The following is a 17692-nucleotide window of genomic DNA, read 5'->3' on the forward strand; positions in this document are numbered from 1 at the left end:
AACACAATTTTAACAAATAGGAAGTCACCAATTTATTGAATATATTCGTGTTATATTTATATGAAATGAAACTCAGCCCAAGTAAAATCAATACTTTCTTATTATTCAAATTACCGTCCGCATACTTTACTGGCGTGCGGGTAAAATCAATTTCGAAAACTACTTGCGTTACCACAGTAAAACACAAATGGATTAATCAAAACCCATTTAAATCTATGTTCTGGGCGGTGCAGGGAATGGCTGCCGAACTCAGTACCGGAGCAATGGTAATGGCCAAAATAAAGGAAAGCAATCAAAATATATCGATGCTTGTTGCTAATAATAAAGGTACATTTTCAAAAAAAGCAAAAGGCAGGATCATATTTGTTTGTAATGACGGTGATTTAATTAATAATGCAATTCAAAAAGCAATAAGCACAGAAGAGGGGCAAACTTGCTGGATGAAATCTGAAGGAAAAGATAGTGCTGGTGAGCTTGTTTCTGTATTTGAATTTGAATGGACTGTGAAAATCAAGAAATAAATTTTCAATGTATTTTATAGTTATAAAGGGACATTTAAAGCGTTAACAAATCTTTAACAGGTCTTAATAGAACTCAAAGAGAATTTAATTGACATTTATTTGTTATATTTAAATCAAATTAATCCATAAAACCTTCGCCTATTATTAAAAAGCTACTTAATTTTTACTAAACCTCAATTAGCTATGGCAAGAGCAATGTTTGATTACACCAAAGCTGTACTTTCAAAAGTAAGTTTTGACGTCAATTTGTTCTGCAAGGAATTGAAAAAAGCGTTAACCAGATTGCTTCCCTACGAAGTAGAAGAACTTAAAGTCTGGGTTGATTCGCTTATCAAGCAGAACCCCCAATTAAATCAATGTTTAATTTATCTAAACCCATAAAAAAATCCCGCCTTTTTGGCGGGATTTTTTAGTTATTGGTTAGGTGTAAAGTGTTATTAAGTTGTGTTGCTAATAACACAAACCCCGCTACTTTTTAGTTGGACTAATTATTTTCACATCCTGAAAAGCAATCGCGCCACGGATTACGCCAGAAATTATGTCATACAGTGCATTTATAATTTGCATTTTAAGTTCACTTTTACTGTATATTAAACTCACTTCCCGTGCAGGTGAAGGTTCCTTAAAATATTTTAGATTCTTGGATTGTGAAGTAGAAATATCCAAAGTATGTAAATAGGGCAGAAGCGTCATTCCTAAACCTTCGTCGGCAAGTTTTATTAACGTTTCAAAACTGCCGCTTTCCAATTGAAATTTTTCACTTCCCCCATTTTTTGAAGCTTTGCAAAGATTTATAATTCCATCGCGGAAGCAATGGCCATCTTCCAAAAGAAGAATGTCTTCAATATCAAGATCGTTTACCTCCAATTTTTCTTTTGAAAACAACCTGTGGCTTTCTGGAATATAGCCCACAAAAGGTTCATAATACAAAACCCTTTCCTTAATTTTTTCATGGCCAAGCGGAGTGGCTGCAACTGCCGCGTCCAAATAGCCATCGTTGATTTTAGTTATTATTTCGTCTGTGTTCAGCTCCTCAATTTTCAACTGCACCTTTGGATAACGGTTTGAAAAATTCTTCAAAAACATAGGCAGCAACGTAGGCATTACCGTAGGAATGATGCCAAGCTTGAAAGTTCCACCAATAAAACCCTTTTCCTGATCTACCACATCTTGCATCCGTTCCGATTCATTGACGATGTTTCGGGCCTGCTCCACAATTTTTTTTCCAACGCCGGTAAGCTCAATTGGTTTTTTGCTTCTATCGAAAATTTGGATTTCAAGTTCGTCTTCCAGCTTTTGAATTTGCATACTCAAAGTTGGTTGTGTAACAAAGGTTTTTTCGGCTGCTTTCGTGAAGTTTTGGTGTTCAGCTACAGCCAAAACATATTTAAGTTGGGTGATTGTCATTTCATTAAATATTTAAACAAAGATAGTTTTTATATCAAAAAAAACTATCAAAATATTTAAAAACGAAGATTTTATTTATAACAAAAAGCCCGATATTTTAGTTCGGGCTTTTCAAATTCTATTTCTAAAGTTTTACATTCTAATTTCCATCTCAATGGGTTCATTCCCAACCTCAAATTTTGCATCGCTCCACTGTGGAGGGCCGAAACTCATTATATTATTGGAAATTCCGTAAGGCTCCAGCGGCATTCCATTCACATCAAAATCCATTTGTTTGTTGCCAATTTTATCCTGAAACAATGAAATGCCATAAGTTCCGGGTGCTACATTTTCGAAAGTTGCAATGGCTTTTCCGTCAATAATCTCGGCAATTGCTCTTTTCATTGGCGCGGCTTTTAAAAATATGTCTTCCGTATAAAGGCCCAACAGAACGTTGCCTTCGTCACTAGTTACTGGAACCGTTACGGTTATGGTTGTTCCTTCGGAAGTTGAGGCCGTATCGTTTTGGGCATTTACAAAGTGGGTGAAAAATGTGAATCCGATTAATGCGATGATTGTTTTCATAAGAATACGTTTTAGTGTGTTTGAATTATGAATCAAATGTCCAAAATCTTCACTTTTGAAAGAAAAAGCAATATCCCAACTGTCGAATTTTCTTGCTGAAATGTTATAAAAGACCTCTAGCCTTTATTTCCAGATACTTATTAATGGTGTTCACCGTAAGGTTTTCCGGCGCGGTAAGAATGGATTGGATGCCGTATTTGTGAAGCTCGTTAACTATCAGTTTCTTTTCATAAATAAATTTTTCAGCAATCGTCTTCTCAAAAACTTGATGGGTCGTGGTTGCTTTTTTATGCATAAAAGACTTCAATTCGGTGTTTTCAAAAAAGATAACCACCAAAAGATGCGTTTTATTAATTGCCTGCAAATACGGCAACTGACGGTGCAAAGCATCCATTGTTTCAAAATTTGTGAAGAGCAAAAGCAGGCTTCTTTGCTTGATATGTCGCTTCACATCAACATACAATCGCGAAAAATCACTTTCCGAGAAATCGGTTTCCACGTTGTAAAGTGTTTCCAATATAAGGTGCATTTGTGCACTTCGCCGTTGCGCGATGACACGGTCTTCCACTTTTCGGGAAAACGTGAACATTCCGGCTTTGTCGTTTTTTTTGAGGACTATGTTTGAAATAACAAGCGTAGCATTAATCGCATAATCCAGCAAACTCAATTGGTTGAAAGGCATTTTCATCACCCTTCCTTTATCGATTACCGAATAAACCGGCTGCGATTTCTCGTCCTGAAATTGGTTCACCATCAGGCTGTTTCGCTTTGCGGTGGCTTTCCAATTTATGTTCCGCACATCGTCGCCGGAAGTGTAATCCTTTATTTGCTCAAACTCCATGGTATGACCAATTCTTCGGATTTTTTTAAGTCCGAAAAGTTTCAATCTATTTGTAAAAGCAATAAAATCATACTTTTTTAGCTGAAGAAACGAAGGATAATTTGGAACCATCGCTTCCGCGGAAAACTGTTGTTTCCGGGTAACCAATCCCAAAACCGTAGAGGAAAAGATATTCAGATTTCCAAAATGATATTCGCCACGTTCCGAAGGTCGCACTTGATATGTAAACTTCTTTTCTTCGGAAGCATTCAAAATAGCTTCAATTTTAAAATCACGAATCTGCCATTGAATGGGCAATTCGTCAATAATCTTCACGGAAGTTTTAAACTGAAACCTATTTACGACCTTAATATCAATGGAATTATCATCACCGTTGGAAAGTTTTTCAGGCAGTATTCGCTGTGCCTGAATTCCAGTTTTATTTCGATACAATAAGAAGATATCGAAAACAAAAACTCCCAAAAGCAAATAGAACAAAAGCTTGGCCACGCCAAACAATTCCTGAAAGAAGTACGAAACCACAAACAGAACCGCCAGCGAAAACAGCACTACAAAAAATCGTTTTTTCAAGTATAGGCTTTTTAGAAATCTTTTCAATTTTAGGTTTTTCAATTTAAAACCCTTCGACTGCGCTCAGGGTGACATTAAATTATAGTTTTTTACTCATTACTCATTACTCATTATCTCGGAATTTCAATAGTCTCAATAATCTGTTGCACCACTTTATCTGCCGTTATTCCTTCCATTTCGCGCTCTGGCGTTAGCATAATTCTGTGTCTTAAAACCGAAGGAGCTATTTTTTTAATGTCGTCCGGTGTAACAAAATCGCGGCCGTTCATTGCAGCCAATGCTTTGGAAGCGTTCATTATTGCAAGCGAAGCGCGTGGCGAGGCGCCCAAAAATAAGTTGGCGTTGGTCCGCGTATTGTCCACAATTGCTGCGATGTATTTCAGCAAATTACTTTCAATAATTATTTGTTTTATAGTATGTTGGTATTCGGCAATTTGCTTTGCATTTAAAACTTGCGTCACGCTGTCCAAGACGAAAGCATCTTTCCGGTTGTGTTCGTTTTCAAGTATATGGATTTCCTCTTCCAAACTTGGATAAGGCACATTTATTTTGAAAAGAAAACGGTCCAATTGCGCTTCGGGCAAAGCATACGTTCCTTCTTGTTCCACAGGGTTTTGGGTGGCGAAAACCAAAAATGGCGGTTGCATTTTATATTCCGTTCCGTCCATCGTTACTTGGCGTTCTTCCATAATTTCGAAAAGTGCGGCCTGTGTTTTTGCTGGCGCACGGTTTATTTCGTCAATCAAAACGATGTTTGAGAAAACGGGGCCTTGCTTGAATTCAAATTCACTTGTTTTTACGTTGAAAATTGAAGTTCCTAAAATATCGCTCGGCATCAAATCTGGCGTGAATTGAATTCTGCTGAAATCTACCGCCAATGTTTTTGCCAATAATTTTGCGGTCAACGTCTTCGCAACGCCCGGCACGCCTTCAATTAGTGAATGGCCGTCAGTCAATATTGAAATGATAAGCATTTCCAGCATATCGTGTTGACCAACGATTACTTTGCCTAATTCAGCTTTTATTTTTTCAACAGCTTCCTGCAGATTTTTTAAATCGATTCGCGAGTTGAATTCCAACGGATTTTCCTGTGTTTCTTCCATAATTTTATAGTCTAAATGCTTCTATTTGCTTGTTCAGTTCCAGCAAATCGGCTTCGCTGTGGATTGATTTTTCTTTTAAATGTTTTATTAAGTGCATCAATTTCTGGGTCTTTTCCAACGTGTTTCCACTTTTTAATGCCAGTTTTTTGATGAAATCTTCCGTAATTTCATTTGTGTTCAAATAATATTTTGAGCGAAGGGTTTCCATAAAATAGGTGATTTTTTTCGCAATAATATTGCTGTAATCTTTATGCTGAAAATAGAGATCGCCAATGGTTTTGGTGAATTCCACCGAAGTATTTTCCAGCGGTTCAATCACTTCCACAATCCGCTGTTCCCTTTTTCCCTTGAAAAGTACAAAAATCAATAATCCGCCAATCAAAACATAATAGGCCCAAGTGAGCGGCGCTTGGTCCAAGATAAACCGCATTGGCGAAGTGACTACTTTTCTGCCGGATTTCAGATATTCGTCCCAATAAATTTTGTCTGCATCAATGTATGAAAGTACGTTGGCGGCGTATTGTTCGTTTCCTTTCAGCAGATAATAATTTGAAAAAGCTTCGGGTAGGTTGTGCAATAAAAACTGTCCTTTTCCAAAGTTTACTTTCACATAATTCAAATCTCCCAATACACTTTCGGCATTTTCATAATATCCCAGGGCCGTGGTTTTTAAGGTGTCAATTTCGTTAAATGAAGCTTTAAAAACGCCTTTTTTGAAAGCGGGAAGCGAATCCTGCTTTAGAGAAGGCGAGAAAAATTGAGGGCGAATTTCTTCTTCCAAAATATTGTAATTGGCCGTGGATTCGATGCCCAGGGAATCCCGCAGAATGTAACCAATGCTACGGGAAGCGATAAACACTGTGTTTCCGTTTTCCACATATTTTAAAATTTTATCGGTCTGTCTTTCATCAAAGAATATTTCGTCATTGATAAAAATATAGGCCGAATTTTGCGCATAGGTGCTGTCCGTCAAAAACTCGTAGGGGTCTTTGACAATCTTTTCTATTTCGGCATTTTTGAATAGGGAAGGAGCTTCCTCAAAAAGCACAAATCCGCCGAACGGAATTTTGTCCGTAGAAATGTAACTGGCGCGCCAATCGATAGGTTTTGGGCGCACGAGCTCCGTAATCACGATGCCCAGCAGCGCAATCCCGAAAACCCATAGTACTCTTTTTGAACGTTTATCCAGCATTTTTCAAGTTTTGGTTTAAGCGTTCAAAATCTTTTTTGGCGTTTTCAAATCCTGCTTTGTCCAGCGCATATTCGCCGTACCAAATATTGTCGTACAAATAAGATGTTTTTTTGAAGTTCTCCTTCAAACTTTCACTTGCAATTTCGCGGTAATAATCACTGTTTGTTTTTTCAAAATGCCAATCGATAATATTGTTCAGCGATAGCAATTTCAGTGATTTCAGATACATATATCGTATAGCCAATCGGTAATTTTCTTCCTTTAGAGCATTTTTTATGTAGCTGTCCAAATCTACATTTTCAATATGTTCCTCTTGAATATTCAGCGGTGCGACCATTTTACTTTTTCGGCTGAAAAATGACGAAGCATTATCGCCCACGAGCAGTTTCACCAAAATATAAACCGCAAAAATGATGAGCAATCCATAAATAATGAATTTGACTACTTGATACATTTCGGGCGAAAGATGGATACCGAAAAGTTCGCCAAGTTTGTTGAAAAACCAATTGATGGCCCTTCCCAAAAAGTTTTCGGCTTCGCCTTCCATGGAGTCGTAGTCAAAATCACTTCCGGAATATTTTTCGGATAAATTTTCAGTAAAATGTTTTGGAACTATCTTACTGCTGTCCACTGCAACGGTCAAACTATCTTTCACAGTTGCAGTTGCAAAAAAAGTATTCAATAGGAAAAATGATATGAGGAGAAATCTATTCACCAGCGCCAATGTTATCAATACGTTCACGAGTGGCCTCATTATAGGTTTCTTCGTGAAGGGAATAATAGAGAATTCCGTTTACAAACTGCGATAGCGACTGGTTGATGGTATATAGTATTAAAACAAATGAAAGTGCCAGCGTCCAAATTAGATTTGCAACTGGCGAATTGGCAAGGTCAACGCCCGTGTCCAAGGAATGGAAGGCGTATATGCCTATCAAAATTCCAGGAATCATCATTACCACCATCATTAAAATACCAAGTAACATACCGATTACAAGGTTTGAAAGCACACTTTTCCAAAAGAACTTTCTCATCAACTTCCAACCTTCACCGAAAGCGTCGGTTACTTCTTTGTTATCGTTCAGCATCGCCATAAAGGATAGTCCCATCCAACTCATAAAGGCCAAAATCATAATATAATAAGCAATCGTCCCCAATAGTGGAATGAAGGAGATTACAACGCCAAAAATCATTAAAACTACGTACATAAACATCGCCAAAATAACGAAGAGAATTATTTTTCCGAGGTTTAGTTTTATCATTTCCCAGACTTTTCTTTTTTCCACAGCTTCGCCTTTGTTTTGTTCATATTGAATCATATAAACTGCCGCGAGGCTATAATTTAGTAGTGCAGTGATAAGAAATAGAATAACAAAACCAACTACCCCAACAATAAAATAAGCTTGATAGCTTGAATTGTCTGCTTCTATTCCATAAGCGGGCGTGTTTACAAAAGTGCCAACAAAACCAGTTACCAAAAGATAGCTTACTCCCAAAAAACCAAGAATAAAAATTCCGTTGTAGCTTATGAAAATATTTAAAAATGGCTTGAAATTCTTTTTAAAAAACTCGAAATAGGTCGTGATCATTTCGCCTACATCGCGTTGCTGTTTAAGCGGTATATGTTTGTGTTGCATGCTTTTTGTTGAGGATGATTGGATAAATAACGTAATAAAAAATAATAAGTGCCAAGGAACTAAAAATAATGGTCATTGCCAACCAAACGGGCATATTGCTATAACGGGTTATGAACCCTTCAATAAACCCGGCAATTATGAAAAATGGAATCGTACTGACCACAATTTTAAGTCCGTCCTTTGCGCCTTTCAAAAAGGAAACTTTCCGTGAATATGTTTTTGGGAAAAGAATGCTGTTGCCCATCACCATTCCCGCGCAACCAGCAATTACGATTACTGAAATTTCAATAGTTCCGTGCAGCCAAATGCTTTTTGAAGCTTCGAAAAGTAGATCGCGGTTGTAAAAAAACGTAAAAAAGGCACCGAGCATCACACCATTGCTGAACAGTAAATAAGCCGTTCCCAAAGAAGTGATAACACCAAAAGCGTAAGCCAAAAATGCTACGCGAATGTTGTTAATTGTGATTCCCAAAAAAGTACCGATTTCGCTGCCACTTTTGTAAATGGCCGTTGGGTCGCCCTTGTCAATATTGTTTAATGTTTCGTTTACGTAACCATCTCCCAAAATCAACCGAACGAAAGAGTCATCATTTAAAGCAGAAATTGCGCCGATTGCAGTAGCTATTGCGAAAATCAAAAACGAAAAGAGTAACATACGCTGGTGCTGTCTAAAAAACAGCGGAAATTCATATTTCCAAAAACTTACGATTCTATTTTTCGACTCTTTTTTGTTCTTATAAATCTTTTGGTGCGCTTGAGATGCCAATGAATTTAAATACTGAAGCGCTTTGCTGTCAGGATAATAGGTTTGCGCATAAGCAAGGTCGTTGGTGAGTTGAATGTAATGGTCGGCAAGCTGGTCTGGACTTATTTTTGAATTAAGTGTGATTGCCTTTTCAAAAGCAATCCATTTTTCCTTATTTTGCTTGACGAATGCCGCTTCGCGCATCTGTTGAAATTTTTGGATAAATATAACCACTTGCTTTTACATGGCAAACTTAGAAATCAATACAACTCAAAACGTAAACCTAGACTATAAAATAGTTAGTGTAGGCGAACGTATTCTAGCTTTTTTAATAGACCTATTTCTGTTTTTCGTGTATTTCTATATTGTTGAATTAGCCACGGAAGCAATGAATATGGCTTTTAGCGATAATTGGACTGTTTTTGGACTGCAACAATTAATGCTTTTGCCAGTAATGTTTTATTCGCTCTATATGCACATTCTTTTCAATGGAAGAACAGTAGGCAAGATGGCGATGAAAACGCGTGTTGTTAAGCTTGATGGAAGCCCAGCACGGTGGAGCGATTATATGATTCTATGGATGCTTCGGTTGGTAGATATTTGGATCTTTTTGGGATCCATTGGTTTGCTTTCAATAATTTTTTCTGACAGAAGACAGCGTGTTGGTGACCACGCTGCGGGAACTGTTGTGATAAGCACCAAAAACAAAGTAAAAATAAGTCACACCATTTTAGAAGAAATAGCAGAAGATTACCAACCGAAGTTTTTGAATGTAACCAAACTGACTGATAAAGACGCAAGGCTTATAAAAGAAACGTATCTTATTGCAATAAAATCAAGTGATTTCAAAACCTTGAACGCGCTTCGAAAAAAAGTGGAAAGTGTTTTGGAGACTTCTTCAGATTTATATGACAAACAATATATAGATACCGTCTTGCGCGATTATAACCATTTTACCCAGAACATGTGAAGCTAATATTACTCATAGATATTCTCGGAACCGTTGCATTTGCAATTTCAGGAGTGCTTACGGCGCTCAACAAACGTTTGGATCCATTCGGAATTTTGATAATTGCTTTTGTAACTGCTGTTGGCGGCGGAACATTACGCGACATTCTTATTGATGCAAACGTAGCTTGGATGCGTAACCTTACTTATGTATATGTTATTTTCGGTTCCACGGTATTTGCGGTAGTTTTTAGAAAAAGATTGGGTTATATTCGGCGTTCGCTGTTTTTGTTTGACACTATTGGAATTGCATTATACACTATAGTTGGAGTGGAGAAGGGGATTGCGGCAGGTTTTCATCCAATAATTTGCGTTGCTTTGGGAACAATGACGGCCTGTTTTGGAGGTGTGCTGCGCGATATACTCTGTAATGAAATCCCTATTATTTTCAGAAAGGAAATTTATGCAACGGCTTGTATCTTGGGTGCTTCGGCCTACTTTCTTTTACATTTCACCCCATTAAAAGAAGATTTTATTGTGATAATCTCTGGCTCAATTGTAATTATTGTTCGCTTGCTTGCTGTTTACTTTAAGCTTTCGTTACCTAGTATTTATAGGAATGAAGAGTTGGAGTGAAGTCTATGAGTCGAGGAGTTTAAAAGTTTAGAAGAATATTTAATATATATTGTGATGAAAATTAAGCTGCCCAAAATCTTTTATATGAAAAACATTTACGTTCTATTTTTCTTTTTAATCTGTGGTTTTGCAAATGCACAGATTGTGAATATTCCGGATGCTAATTTTAAGAATGCTTTGATAACAAACAATGGAATTGATATCAACAATGATGGTGAAATACAAGTCTCTGAAGCAGAAGCCGCTAATCAAATAAGAGTAAATGACTTTGGAATTGTTTCCATGGAAGGATTAGAATATTTTATCAATATAGTTAAGTTGTACTGTAATAAAAATCAGATAGAGATTTTAGATATTTCTCAAAACACAAAACTTGAGCAATTGGAATGCTATGAAAATCAAATTACTACACTTGATTTCACAAACAATCCATATTTAAGATTTTTATGGAGTGAAGACAATCCTCTGCAAACATTGAATGTTACCTCAAATCCAAGTTTGGAATTCTTATATTCCCATAACTGCCTTTTACAGGAATTGGACGTTTCTAATAATCCAAATTTACAAGAGCTTGATATCGATTTTAACCAGATATCAACTTTAGATTTATCCCAGAACATAAATCTATATAGTTTGTACGCTTGGAATAATGAATTAATTAGCTTAAACCTTCAAAATGGAAATAATACCATAATTGGAACTATGCAAGTTTTCGACAATCCCAATCTAACTTGTATCCAAGTTGATGATGTTATTTTTGCAAATAGCCAACCTTGCGGTTATCCGAATAATTATAACGGCTGGTGCAAAGACGAAACCGCAAGCTACAGCGAAAGCTGTCTAATAGGCACCCAAGATTTCACAACAATAGATTTTCAACTATTCCCAAACCCAACAGGAAATTTCCTGAATATCCAATCAAAAGAAAATGTTGAAAGCGTAAAAATCTATACCACTCAAGGAATTTTGATAATGGAAGTTTCATCAAAAAACGTTGATGTTTCACAATTAACAGCAGGTTTGTATCTCATTCAAATAACCGCTCACGGCAAATCGCTTACCGAGAAATTTATCAAACAATAAGTCAAGAAGCCTGCCCTTACCGCAGTCAAAGAGTCCGTGTCACAAAAACCTCCACAGTTGGTGGAGAGAACTTTTTACTTGAGTGAGAAACCTCCTCACTCGAGGAAGAACGCTACACACTTGAGTGTGAAACATCCTCACTAGAGAAAGAAACCTTCACACCCGAGGATGAAAACTCCGTACTTGAAGGAGAAAACTCCGTACTTAGTAGAGAAATCTCTGCACCCGAGGAAGGAAATTCCGCACTTGAGATAGAAACCTCTGCACCCGAGAGAGAAACCTCCCTACGTAAATCACCATATTACAAGACCCTTCCGCTTTTTTGATTGGAATTTGGAATTTGTTTTTTAAAATTTACTTGGTCCCGAAACTTCGGGAGGAGCATGTAATTTGGAGCTTCCTATTCAATCACCTTCGCAGTAATATAAATATTGCTCAATGGCCAATCCCCATCATCTACCTTCACTTTTGAAATTTCTTCCACCACGTCCATTCCTTTGGTCACTTTCCCGAAGATGGTGTATTTTCCGTTTAAATGTGTTGTTGAGGATTTTGGCCCAAGGAAGATAAAAAATTCATAAGGCGCCGTTCTATTGTCTGGGTTTTCACGATATTCCTTTGCGCCCGAAACTGTTCCATATTCGTGAACACGTCCTGGAATTATTTCAGCAGGCAGTAAATATTTATTTCCCAAAGCGTTCCGTTTTCTTGGGGTTGAAACTATATCGCTATTTCCAGCTTGAATTATAAAATTGGGGACTACACGATGAAAAAAGGTTTCGTCAAAATATTTTTGCTTCACCAAATAGATCATATTGGCGCGGTGAAGGGGCGTATCTTTATAAAGCTCAATTTCAATATCGCCAAATCGGCTTGAAATTAGAACTTTAGTTTCTGGGTTGTTTTTTCCGTATTCGGTTAAAAAGGCAACCACATTTTCATTGGTGATTTCAGGATATTCTGGTCCAGTCTTTTTTTCGACTTCAACTTCAACTTCATCTTCGTTTTGAATTTCGTTTTGGATTTCGTTTTCATTTTGGGAAGCCTTTTTCTTATCTTCACAGCTTCCGAAGAACAGTACAATTCCGAACAAATAAATAAACAACTTCATCATAAATGGATTTCCGCGATTTTGAAAAACGGATTGTAAAAGTAACAAAAATGGAACTTCCTGGCGAAGCTGTCCAATTTAAAATGGCGCCCATAGAACGTCTGCAAGAACTGAAAAGAGTTGCTCGAGAAAAGAATACCGCAAAACAAGCAGGAGTAATGTCACTTTTTTATCCTTCGGAAAATTTTGAAACAAAACTGATTTTAATCCTTCGGAAAACCTATAAAGGAGTCCATTCTGCCCAAGTTGGTTTTCCTGGAGGTAAGCTGGAAGCGCAAGATAGAACCATTCAAGATGCGGCATTGCGAGAAACGGAAGAAGAAGTTGGCGTTTCGCGCGACACTATTTCAGTATTAAAAAAACTTACCGAAATATACATTCCACCAAGCAATTTTTTTGTGCAACCTTTCTTGGGAATAACTTCAGAATCGCCAAAATTTGTTCCACAGGAAAAAGAAGTAGAAGCACTGATAGAAGTAACTTTGCAGGATTTTATGAATGATGTAAATATTATCACCCAAACGCTTTCCACTTCATATGCCACAAGCATTGAAGTTCCTGCCTTTAAACTGAACGGCCATATAGTTTGGGGCGCTACTGCAATGATGCTCAACGAAGTGCGTGAATTACTGAAAATGACTCTGTAATTGCTTATTTTAGTATCTTTGCTTCCGATTTTATTATGTAGAATGAATAATGAGTTGCTAGACTATAATTACCTACTGAATACTGGCTACAGAATACTGAACACTAAAAAATGACTCTTTTCAAAAAAAATCCTTTTGGACATTATCTTTTTTTAAAACTCTGGTTAATACGGATTGCTGGACTTTTAACGCATCAACGCTTTAAAGGTTTTAACAATTTGCAAATTCATGGAAGTGAGATTTTGAAAACACTTCCGGATAACAATGTACTTTTTGTAAGTAATCATCAAACCTATTTTGCGGATGTTGCAGCAATGCTTCACGTGTTCAACGCAAGCTTAAGCGGAAGAGACGACAGTATAAAAAATGTTGGTTATTTGTGGCGCCCTAAGCTAAATATTTATTTTGTTGCCGCGAAGGAAACAATGAAAGCGGGCTTACTGCCTAAAATTCTTGCTTATGCAGGTTCCATTAGTATAGAACGCACTTGGCGCGAAAAAGGTCAAGATGTGAACAAGCAAGTGAAAATGAGCGATGTTAGCAACATCACCAAAGCGCTTGATGATGGGTGGGTAATCACTTTTCCGCAAGGAACGACCAAACCTTGGAAGCCTATTCGTCGCGGAACAGCACATATCATCAAAAAAAATAAACCTATTGTAGTACCCATTGTAATTGACGGTTTCAGAAGATCTTTTGACAAAAAAGGCATCAGGATTAAAAAGCGTGGCATTCTTCAATCCATGGAAATTAAAGCACCTTTGGAAATTGATTATGAAAATGAAACGATGGACCAAATTGTTGAAAAATTGGAATATGCCATTGAGCAGCACCCTTCTTTTCTAAAAGTAATCCCCGCTTCAGAAATTCTTAGTGAAGAAGAGCTTAACAAGGAGCGTCAGTGGCGTTATTAAATGAGTTTTCATTCGCAGAAACAGTTTTCAATATTTTAAAGGGTACTAACCGCCTAATGCAACTGAAAACTGCTGCTTTTTCACATTTCTATCTTCTTCAGCTCTTTGTAATTTTTGTGAAGTCGTCGCAATAAAATTCCATAAACAATTCTGTAAAACAACAAGACGAAACCAATCATTATAATTCCAAAAAGCATTTGAATAACAAAGAACATTTTCATAAACCTTTCTTGGGAAATGTTTGAAATGCCATAGTCTTCAGTCATAAACCTAAATACCATATCCTGATTTACGTAGTAAAAAATGTTGATACCGATTATCAATACTATTGAAGCAGTTACATTGTAAACCACAAAATATTTCACAGTTTTGCGGGTTCGCAAAATATTTCTCATCAAGTCTTTTATAGAATCTGTAGCAGAAATTTTACGATAGTTTCTGTAAAAAAGAATTATGAAAACACCAAAAACCACATAGTTTAGCACATTAACGCCCAACAAGATATTGTGTAGGCCAATGTCGTCACTAAACTTGGTGCTTGATTCTGGCACAAGAAAGGAAAGGAATGTCCAAAAAAGAATTTCTGCAACGCTTATGAAAAATATCCACTTTACTATAGAGGAGGATTTTTTCAACAACATTTTATAAATGTCTTTATAGGACAAATGCGGTAGTGCCTGCTCTTGGTTTTGCCATTGTTTTTTTAATATTTCAAGTTCATCCATAGTGGGTTACGGATTTAAAATTGTTCGTAATTTTTCTTTTATCCTGTTCATCTTTACTCTCGCGTTTACTTCGGTAATACCAAGTGTTTCTGAAATTTCTTTATAATTTTTATCCTCCAAATAAAGAAACACCAAGGCTTTATCTATATCGTTTAAATTTTTTACGGCACTATACATTAATTTCAAATGTTGTTCGGTGGTATCGTCATAAGGTTCTGAAGAAATTTTAAAACTAACACCTTCAAAATCTTGTGTCTTTATGCTACGTTTTGATTTTCTATAAAGTGTTATCGCTGTATTTAGTGCCACTCGATACATCCACGTACTGAATTTGGAATCGCCCCGAAATTTTGGGTATGCGCGCCAAAGCTGAATGGTTATTTCTTGAAACAGATCGTTGTGCGCCTCACTGTCATTGGTGTATAACCTACAGATTTTGTGTACAATGTTTTGGTTTTCCTCCAATTGGGTCACAAAACTATGTTCCAGTTCCTTGTTCAATGGTTTCTTGTTAGCTTTTAATTAGTGTTCCTTAAAATTGGTTTGTTACAAAAATCCTAAAAAATAAGGTAACTCAATATACAAATCGTACTTTTATAGTATATAAAAAAACGATGAATATTCCTGAAACTGGCGTCCCTCGAATTATTGTGATAGGTGGCGGATTTGCTGGCATTTCCTTCATAAAGAAGCTTAAAAACGAAAAGGTGCAGATCGTGCTTTTTGATAGACATAACTATCACACTTTTCAACCTTTATTATATCAAGTTTCAACAGCTGGTCTTGAACCTGATTCCATAGCTTATCCACTTCGAAAAGTTTTTAGAAAAAATACAGATTTTCACTTCAGAATGGCCGAGGTTGAAAAAATTGATACTGAAAATAGTACAATTTTAACTTCCATAGGAAACCTTCGGTATGACTATTTAGTGATTGCCACAGGTACGCGGACAAATTTCTTCGGAAATAAAAGCATTGCCGAAAATAGCATGCCAATGAAAACAGTACCACAGGCTTTGAATATACGTAGTTTGATACTTCAAAATATTGAAAAAGCTGATATAACTACAGATGAAAGGGAACGAAAAAGTTTGCTCAATTTCGTGATCGCCGGCGCAGGACCAACGGGGGTTGAGCTTGCCGGTGCTTTGGCAGAATTCCGAAAAGGAATTTTAGAAAATGATTACCCCGAACTTGATGAAGATGAAATGCAGGTGCACCTTATTGAAGGTCAAAATAGGGTGTTGCCACCAATGAGTGAAATCGTTTCAAAAAAGGCACAAAAATTCCTTGAAAATCTTGGCGTGCAATTGCATCTTGAGACATTTATCAGTGATTATGACGGCAAAACGGTCACAACCAAAGATGGTAAAAAGTTTGAAACCGCAACCTTTATTTGGGCTGCAGGAGTCACGGGAGCACCAATTAAAGGTATAGATGGGGAAGCTTTGGTTGAAAAAGCGAATAGATATAAAGTTGATGGGTTCAATAAAATAAATGGTTTTGAAAACATTTATGCTTTGGGCGATGTGGCACTAATGGTAACCAATGAATTTCCCAAAGGGCATCCGCAAGTTGCGCAGCCAGCAATTCAACAGGGAAAACATCTTGGAAAAAATTTCAGAAAAATGCTGAAAGGCGATAAAATGGAACCCTTTAAATATTTTGACAAAGGAACCATGGCCACAGTGGGAAGAAATAAAGCGGTCGTGGATATTGGCAAAATGCACTTTGGCGGTGCCATTGCCTGGTTTTTATGGATGTTTGTTCACCTATGGTTTTTGGTAGGTTTCCGAAATAGGGTAGTTACCTTTTTTAATTGGACGTACAGTTACATAAATTATGACCGTGCTGCAAGATTGATTATTCGGCCGTTTAAAAAAGTTTAAAAGAGAAAAGGAGTTAGCGAAAAGCGAAAAGAATAATTTTACCATCAACCATCAACCATCAACCATCAACCATCAACAACTATTGAACTTTCACAGGAATAGGTCCTCCGTTTGAAACCCAACCGCCGCCAATTTCATCAATATTTACATCCAGTTCGTCAGTGGTTTCAATTTTCTTTAAGTTCACTTTCACTTCGTCATACGTATCTACACTTTTTAGATTTACATTAAGCTCGTCATAAGTGTTTATATCCACCAAACGAACGTCCATTACTTCGCTTACAGGCTTGTTTGCAACATTTTCAGAGGCATGGGCCGAAGGAATAATTTCAAAATCCTTTAAAACATTGATGGTTAAACAAATGGCAATGATGGTCAAGATTGTTTTTGTGTACTTGTCTGTTTTCATAATTAAGGTTTAGAAGTTTATGAGTTTATAAGTTAAGGAAGTTGGATTTCAATTATACTGGCTATTTACCAATGACCACTGGAATTTCAGCAATTTTTGTATTTATCGTGAAGCCCTTTTTTGTCCTTTATCATAGGAATGCATTTTTCCAACCTGCTCAGTTTGGTTTTTTCCTGTTTCGCTTCGGCAATATATTCAGCATATTCCCGCTGGCAACTTGGGCTAAGCGCACTGAATTTTTCGGAAAGCTGTTTATCACTCTTAAAGGCTTCTTTCAGTAAACTTGGAATCTCAACTGGCTTTTTTGGACTTTTCTTCAGCTCTTTTCCAGCTTTGGAATTTGCGATGGCTTCATTAATATATTCCAAAACAAGAGCGGAATCAATTTCATCTTCCTCTTCAAAACGCCATTGGCGCAGTGCTTTGGTTACACCTTCTTGGGCATTGATGAGTTTTTTGTGTTTGTCCTTTAAAAACACACCTTGATAAAACCAAAGTGCCATATGGTTTTTGAAATCTGCCATTGCAGCCACTAATTTTCCGTCCAATGTATATGTGGGTTTGCCCCATTTCACTTCTTCCTTTAATTCTGTTTTTTGAAAAACCGCGCGCAGTTGCTGCAATTTTCCTTTCCACTTTGTTTGCTTTGCTATAAAAGCATCTATTTTTTGGGAATCGGTCATTTTGCTTTGTTTTCTTCCGAAGATACAATTTTTCAAATTTTTCGCTTCAGAAAAAATTAGGTTTGAATTT

At 36.9% G+C, this 17692-nt stretch carries 21 protein-coding genes; 8 read left to right on the plus strand and 13 right to left on the minus strand.

The genetic code is table 11. The features are described from left to right. Positions 1-65: 65 nt before the first annotated feature. Entirely contained in the window at positions 66-521 is a 456-nt protein-coding gene (locus tag Q2U82_RS11345; protein WP_410007156.1) for a DUF4442 domain-containing protein, read from the plus strand. Between the two features lie 183 nt (positions 522-704). Beyond that, the gene (locus Q2U82_RS11350; RefSeq protein WP_410004981.1) at positions 705-902 is read left to right on the plus strand and encodes a hypothetical protein; all 198 of its coding nucleotides are present in this window, start codon (positions 705-707) and stop codon (positions 900-902) included. 87 nt (positions 903-989) lie between these two features. On the opposite strand, the gene Q2U82_RS11355 is transcribed toward Q2U82_RS11350, so the two are convergent. The 8 genes from Q2U82_RS11355 to Q2U82_RS11390 form a co-directional block, all read right to left on the minus strand. After that, the gene (locus Q2U82_RS11355; protein ID WP_410004982.1) at positions 990-1928 is read right to left on the minus strand and encodes a hydrogen peroxide-inducible genes activator; all 939 of its coding nucleotides are present in this window, start codon (positions 1926-1928) and stop codon (positions 990-992) included. A gap of 132 nt (positions 1929-2060) precedes the next feature. Further along, a complete protein-coding gene (locus Q2U82_RS11360) occupies positions 2061-2492 on the minus strand; it encodes a DUF2141 domain-containing protein (protein ID WP_410004983.1) in 432 nt (143 codons plus the stop codon). A gap of 103 nt (positions 2493-2595) precedes the next feature. Continuing rightward, entirely contained in the window at positions 2596-3903 is a 1308-nt protein-coding gene (locus Q2U82_RS11365; protein ID WP_410004984.1) for a DUF58 domain-containing protein, read from the minus strand. A 110-nt stretch (positions 3904-4013) separates the two neighbouring features. Next, positions 4014-5006 carry an AAA family ATPase gene (locus tag Q2U82_RS11370; protein ID WP_410004985.1) on the minus strand — a complete coding sequence of 331 codons (993 nt, stop codon included), beginning with the start codon at positions 5004-5006 and terminating at the stop codon, positions 4014-4016. A 4-nt stretch (positions 5007-5010) separates the two neighbouring features. Beyond that, entirely contained in the window at positions 5011-6198 is a 1188-nt protein-coding gene (locus tag Q2U82_RS11375) for a DUF4350 domain-containing protein (RefSeq protein WP_410004986.1), read from the minus strand. Then, on the minus strand, positions 6188-6913 hold the full coding sequence (locus tag Q2U82_RS11380; RefSeq protein WP_410004987.1) for a hypothetical protein: 726 nt from the start codon (positions 6911-6913) through the stop codon (positions 6188-6190). Before Q2U82_RS11380 ends, Q2U82_RS11375 begins: the two co-directional genes overlap by 11 nt. Further along, on the minus strand, positions 6906-7832 hold the full coding sequence (locus tag Q2U82_RS11385) for a hypothetical protein (RefSeq protein WP_410004988.1): 927 nt from the start codon (positions 7830-7832) through the stop codon (positions 6906-6908). Before Q2U82_RS11385 ends, Q2U82_RS11380 begins: the two co-directional genes overlap by 8 nt. Beyond that, a complete protein-coding gene (locus Q2U82_RS11390) occupies positions 7807-8781 on the minus strand; it encodes a stage II sporulation protein M (RefSeq protein WP_410004989.1) in 975 nt (324 codons plus the stop codon). The genes Q2U82_RS11385 and Q2U82_RS11390 overlap by 26 nt, the downstream gene beginning before the upstream one ends. Before the next feature lie 40 nt (positions 8782-8821). On the opposite strand from Q2U82_RS11390, the gene Q2U82_RS11395 reads away from it, so the two are divergent. The 3 genes from Q2U82_RS11395 to Q2U82_RS11405 all read left to right on the plus strand — a co-directional run bounded on the left by Q2U82_RS11395 (position 8822) and on the right by Q2U82_RS11405 (position 11244). Beyond that, on the plus strand, positions 8822-9547 hold the full coding sequence (locus Q2U82_RS11395; RefSeq protein ID WP_410004990.1) for an RDD family protein: 726 nt from the start codon (positions 8822-8824) through the stop codon (positions 9545-9547). Then, positions 9544-10161, plus strand: a complete 618-nt coding sequence (locus tag Q2U82_RS11400; RefSeq protein WP_410004991.1) for a trimeric intracellular cation channel family protein — start codon at positions 9544-9546, stop codon at positions 10159-10161. Before Q2U82_RS11395 ends, Q2U82_RS11400 begins: the two co-directional genes overlap by 4 nt. 84 nt (positions 10162-10245) lie before the next feature. Continuing rightward, complete coding sequence (locus Q2U82_RS11405) at positions 10246-11244, plus strand: T9SS type A sorting domain-containing protein (protein WP_410004992.1); 999 nt, start codon at positions 10246-10248, stop codon at positions 11242-11244. Between the two features lie 400 nt (positions 11245-11644). Here the strand turns inward: Q2U82_RS11405 and Q2U82_RS11410 are convergent, their stop codons facing one another. Next, positions 11645-12358: a peptidylprolyl isomerase gene (locus Q2U82_RS11410; protein WP_410004993.1), complete on the minus strand. Its 714-nt coding sequence runs from the start codon at positions 12356-12358 to the stop codon at positions 11645-11647. A gap of 2 nt (positions 12359-12360) precedes the next feature. Between Q2U82_RS11410 and Q2U82_RS11415 the strand changes: the two genes are divergently transcribed. Together Q2U82_RS11415 and Q2U82_RS11420 are read left to right on the plus strand one after the other, a co-directional pair. Continuing rightward, positions 12361-13002 (plus strand): NUDIX hydrolase, encoded by a 642-nt coding sequence (locus Q2U82_RS11415; RefSeq protein WP_410004994.1) that lies wholly within the window; start codon positions 12361-12363, stop codon positions 13000-13002. 110 nt (positions 13003-13112) lie between these two features. After that, positions 13113-13916: a lysophospholipid acyltransferase family protein gene (locus tag Q2U82_RS11420; protein WP_410004995.1), complete on the plus strand. Its 804-nt coding sequence runs from the start codon at positions 13113-13115 to the stop codon at positions 13914-13916. A gap of 80 nt (positions 13917-13996) precedes the next feature. On the opposite strand, the gene Q2U82_RS11425 is transcribed toward Q2U82_RS11420, so the two are convergent. Beyond that, on the minus strand, positions 13997-14641 hold the full coding sequence (locus tag Q2U82_RS11425; RefSeq protein ID WP_410004996.1) for a hypothetical protein: 645 nt from the start codon (positions 14639-14641) through the stop codon (positions 13997-13999). 6 nt (positions 14642-14647) lie between these two features. Beyond that, positions 14648-15142, minus strand: a complete 495-nt coding sequence (locus Q2U82_RS11430; protein ID WP_410004997.1) for an RNA polymerase sigma factor — start codon at positions 15140-15142, stop codon at positions 14648-14650. Between the two features lie 113 nt (positions 15143-15255). Between Q2U82_RS11430 and Q2U82_RS11435 the strand changes: the two genes are divergently transcribed. After that, a complete protein-coding gene (locus Q2U82_RS11435) occupies positions 15256-16530 on the plus strand; it encodes an NAD(P)/FAD-dependent oxidoreductase (protein ID WP_410004998.1) in 1275 nt (424 codons plus the stop codon). Between the two features lie 79 nt (positions 16531-16609). On the opposite strand, the gene Q2U82_RS11440 is transcribed toward Q2U82_RS11435, so the two are convergent. Both Q2U82_RS11440 and Q2U82_RS11445 read right to left on the minus strand, forming a co-directional pair. Then, positions 16610-16939: a hypothetical protein gene (locus Q2U82_RS11440; protein ID WP_410004999.1), complete on the minus strand. Its 330-nt coding sequence runs from the start codon at positions 16937-16939 to the stop codon at positions 16610-16612. A gap of 86 nt (positions 16940-17025) precedes the next feature. After that, on the minus strand, positions 17026-17622 hold the full coding sequence (locus Q2U82_RS11445; protein WP_410005000.1) for a YdeI/OmpD-associated family protein: 597 nt from the start codon (positions 17620-17622) through the stop codon (positions 17026-17028). Positions 17623-17692 lie beyond the last annotated feature (70 nt).

Origin of the sequence: Aequorivita nionensis (assembly GCF_046352995.1) — a bacterium.
Lineage (GTDB): Bacteria > Bacteroidota > Bacteroidia > Flavobacteriales > Flavobacteriaceae > Aequorivita > Aequorivita nionensis.

Bases quoted from the DNA above. Each gene is read 5' to 3' on its own strand.
- Q2U82_RS11345 (WP_410007156.1), top strand. From the start codon at position 66: ATGAAACTCAGCCCAAGTAAAATCAATACTTTCTTATTATTCAAATTA.
- Q2U82_RS11350 (WP_410004981.1), top strand. From the start codon at position 705: ATGGCAAGAGCAATGTTTGATTACACCAAAGCTGTACTTTCAAAAGTA.
- Q2U82_RS11355 (WP_410004982.1), bottom strand. From the start codon at position 1,928: ATGACAATCACCCAACTTAAATATGTTTTGGCTGTAGCTGAACACCAA.
- Q2U82_RS11360 (WP_410004983.1), bottom strand. From the start codon at position 2,492: ATGAAAACAATCATCGCATTAATCGGATTCACATTTTTCACCCACTTT.
- Q2U82_RS11370 (WP_410004985.1), bottom strand. From the start codon at position 5,006: ATGGAAGAAACACAGGAAAATCCGTTGGAATTCAACTCGCGAATCGAT.
- Q2U82_RS11375 (WP_410004986.1), bottom strand. From the start codon at position 6,198: ATGCTGGATAAACGTTCAAAAAGAGTACTATGGGTTTTCGGGATTGCG.
- Q2U82_RS11385 (WP_410004988.1), bottom strand. From the start codon at position 7,832: ATGCAACACAAACATATACCGCTTAAACAGCAACGCGATGTAGGCGAA.
- Q2U82_RS11390 (WP_410004989.1), bottom strand. From the start codon at position 8,781: ATGCGCGAAGCGGCATTCGTCAAGCAAAATAAGGAAAAATGGATTGCT.
- Q2U82_RS11395 (WP_410004990.1), top strand. From the start codon at position 8,822: ATGGCAAACTTAGAAATCAATACAACTCAAAACGTAAACCTAGACTAT.
- Q2U82_RS11405 (WP_410004992.1), top strand. From the start codon at position 10,246: ATGAAAAACATTTACGTTCTATTTTTCTTTTTAATCTGTGGTTTTGCA.
- Q2U82_RS11410 (WP_410004993.1), bottom strand. From the start codon at position 12,358: ATGATGAAGTTGTTTATTTATTTGTTCGGAATTGTACTGTTCTTCGGA.
- Q2U82_RS11415 (WP_410004994.1), top strand. From the start codon at position 12,361: ATGGATTTCCGCGATTTTGAAAAACGGATTGTAAAAGTAACAAAAATG.
- Q2U82_RS11420 (WP_410004995.1), top strand. From the start codon at position 13,113: ATGACTCTTTTCAAAAAAAATCCTTTTGGACATTATCTTTTTTTAAAA.
- Q2U82_RS11425 (WP_410004996.1), bottom strand. From the start codon at position 14,641: ATGGATGAACTTGAAATATTAAAAAAACAATGGCAAAACCAAGAGCAG.
- Q2U82_RS11435 (WP_410004998.1), top strand. From the start codon at position 15,256: ATGAATATTCCTGAAACTGGCGTCCCTCGAATTATTGTGATAGGTGGC.
- Q2U82_RS11440 (WP_410004999.1), bottom strand. From the start codon at position 16,939: ATGAAAACAGACAAGTACACAAAAACAATCTTGACCATCATTGCCATT.
- Q2U82_RS11445 (WP_410005000.1), bottom strand. From the start codon at position 17,622: ATGACCGATTCCCAAAAAATAGATGCTTTTATAGCAAAGCAAACAAAG.